The organism is Finegoldia sp. BIOML-A1 (assembly GCF_009678325.1).
GTDB lineage: Bacteria > Bacillota > Clostridia > Tissierellales > Peptoniphilaceae > Finegoldia > Finegoldia magna.
This window is the reverse complement of record NZ_WKZF01000017.1, coordinates 1-3,120: the sequence shown is the minus strand read 5'-3', so window position 1 is coordinate 3,120 and position 3,120 is coordinate 1. Positions and strand designations below refer to the sequence as shown.

Below are 3,120 nucleotides of genomic sequence, written 5' to 3'. Positions count from 1 at the left end.
GAACATTGAAAATCGAATAACAGTATATATTTCCGGTCAAGAAACTAAGGGCGCAAGGCGGATGCCTTGGCACCAGGAGGCGACGAAGGACGTGACAAGCAACGAAAACCTCGAATAGGAGCAAATATCCAGTAACTCGGGGGAATCCGAATGGGGAAACCTACTAGACACACTCTAGTATCCATACGTAAATACATAGCGTATGGAGGCGAATGTTCTGAACTGAAACATCTAAGTAGGAACAAGAAAAGAAAGAAAACTCGATTCTCCAAGTAGCGGCGAGCGAACAGAGAACAGCCCATTAAAGTAAGCCTAAACTGATAGACAAATCTTATGGAAAGAAGAACCAAAGAAAGTAACAGTCTTGTAGTCGAAATCAGAATAGAGACACTTTAAGAAGAGTACCACGGAGCACGTGAAATTCTGTGGGAAGATAGGGGGACCACCCCCTAAGGCTAAATACTACCTGGTGACCGATAGCGAATAGTACCGTGAGGGAAAGGTGAAAAGAACCCCGGGAGGGGAGTGAAACAGAACCTGAAACCTTGCGCCTACAAGCAGACAGAGGAAGAAGACTTCTAATGTCGTACTTTTTGTAGAACGGGCCAGCGAGTTACGATACGTAGCAAGATTAAACATTTAAGATGTGAAGTCGCAGGGAAACCGAGTCTTAATAGGGCGAAAGTTATGTGTTGTAGACCCGAAACCGGGTGATCTATCCATGGGCAGAGTGAAGGTAAAGTAAAATTTACTGGAGGCTCGAACCGGGTAGCGTTTAAAAGCTATCGGATGACCTGTGGATAGGGGTGAAAAGCCAATCGAACTCGGATATAGCTGGTTCTCCTCGAAATAGCTTTAGGGCTAGCCTTGTTTTAGATTACAGGAGGTAGAGCACTGAATAGTCTAGGGGAAGTAATTCTACCGAAACTTATCAAACTCCGAATGCCTGAAAATCGATGAACAGGAGTCAGACCATGAGGGATAAGCTTCATAGTCAAAAGGGAAACAGCCCAGACCACCAGTTAAGGTCCCAAAATACAGATTAAGTGGGAAAGGATGTAATACTACTCAGACAACCAGGATGTTGGCTCAGAAGCAGCCATACATTTAAAGAGTGCGTAATAGCTCACTGGTCAAGTGGTAATGCGCCGAAGATGAACGGGGCTAAATCTGATACCGAAACTGTGGGATAGAAAAGCAATTATGCGAGAAGTATGGAGTGAAAGTGATTAGGAAATATATCAACTAGTAAAGTAAGAGAGAAAGACATAAATTAAAACTATTAAACGATACAATTTCTAAAAACACTTAACAACATACAACTGGCATAATAGCTTTTCTATCGGTAGAGGAGCGTTGTATATGAATAGAAGCAAAAAGCGAAAGCAATTGTGGATTATATACAAGTGAGAATGCTGGCATGAGTAGCGAAAAGGGATGTGAGAATCATCCCCGTCGAAAGCCCAAGGATTCCTGAGCAAGGCTCGTCCTCTCAGGGTAAGTCGGGACCTAAGGCGAGGCCGAAAGGCGTAGTCGATGGACAACAGGTAGAAATTCCTGTACTACAAGATTGTGATTGAGAGAAGTACTGACGCAGAAGGAAAAGTCGAGCGTGTGAATGGTAGAACACGTCCAAGTAACAAGCCAGAATATACAGGCAAATCCGTATATTCGCTAACGTAAGTTATCATGGGGAGCAGAAAGATGCGAAGCGACAGATTCAAACTGCCAAGAAAAGGTGCTATCGAATAATCTTGTACCCGTACCGCAAACCGACACAGGTAGGCAAGAAGAGAATTCTAAGACGCGCGGAAGAACCTTTGTTAAGGAACTCGGCAAAATAATCCCGTAAGTTAGCGAGAAGGGATGCCTAAGAAATTAGGTCGCAGAGAATAGGCCCAAGCGACTGTTTACCAAAAACACAAGTATCTGCTAAATCGAAAGATGAAGTATAGGTGCTGACACCTGCCCGGTGCTGGAAGGTCAAGGGGACTTGTTAGAGCAATCGAAGCAACGAACTTAAGCCCCAGTAAACGGCGGCCGTAACTATAACGGTCCTAAGGTAGCGAAATTCCTTGTCGGGTAAGTTCCGACCCGCACGAAAGGTGTAACGATTTGGGCGCTGTCTCAACAAAGGATCCGGTGAAATTGTAGTAGTCGTGAAGATGCGACTTACCCACGGTAGGACGGAAAGACCCCGTGGAGCTTTACTGCAGGTTGACATTGAATTTTGGGATTAAATGTACAGGATAGGTGGGAGACGAAGAAGCAAGCTCGCCAGAGTTTGCAGAGTCACTGTTGGGATACCACCCTTTTAATTCTAAAGTTCTAACTAGTTGCCATGAAACTGGTAATAGGACACTGTCAGTCGGGCAGTTTGACTGGGGCGGTCGCCTCCAAAAAAGTAACGGAGGCGTTCAAAGGTTCGCTCAGAATGGTTGGAAATCATTCAAAGAGTACAAAGGCAAAAGCGAGCTTAACTGCGAGACATACAGGTCGAGCAGAGACGAAAGTCGGACTTAGTGATCCGGTGGTACCGAGTGGAAGGGCCATCGCTCAACGGATAAAAGCTACCCCGGGGATAACAGGCTTATCTCCCCCAAGAGTCCACATCGACGGGGAGGTTTGGCACCTCGATGTCGGCTCGTCTCATCCTGGAGCTGGAGTAGGTTCCAAGGGTTGGGCTGTTCGCCCATTAAAGAGGCACGCGAGCTGGGTTCAGAACGTCGTGAGACAGTTCGGTCCCTATCCACCGTGGGCGTGAGAAATTTGAGAGGATCTGTCCTTAGTACGAGAGGACCGGGATGGACAGACCGCTGGTGTACGAGTTGTACTGCCAAGTGCACAGCTCGGTAGCTACGTCTGGGAAGGATAAGTGCTGAAGGCATCTAAGCACGAAACCAACCTCGAGATAAGATTTCTATGAGATTACTTGAAGAAAACAAGATAGATAGGTCAGAGGTGTAAAGATAGTAATATCAAAGCTAACTGATACTAATAAATCGAAAACTTGACTGGAAATATATACTGTTATTGATTGAGATGTAAAAAGTGAATAAGTATGGTGATAAAAGCAAGAGGGATACACCTGTACCCATGCCGAACACAGAAGTTAAGCCT

General features: G+C 45.4%; 2 rRNA genes. Both read left to right on the top strand.

Features of this window, described 5'->3' with window-relative positions:
* Nucleotides 1-32 precede the first annotated feature (32 nt).
* Nucleotides 33-3,018, top strand: a 23S ribosomal RNA gene (locus GKG00_RS08785).
* 42 nt (nt 3,019-3,060) lie between these two features.
* A 5S ribosomal RNA gene (gene rrf, locus GKG00_RS08780) occupies nt 3,061-3,120 on the top strand; the annotation flags it as partial.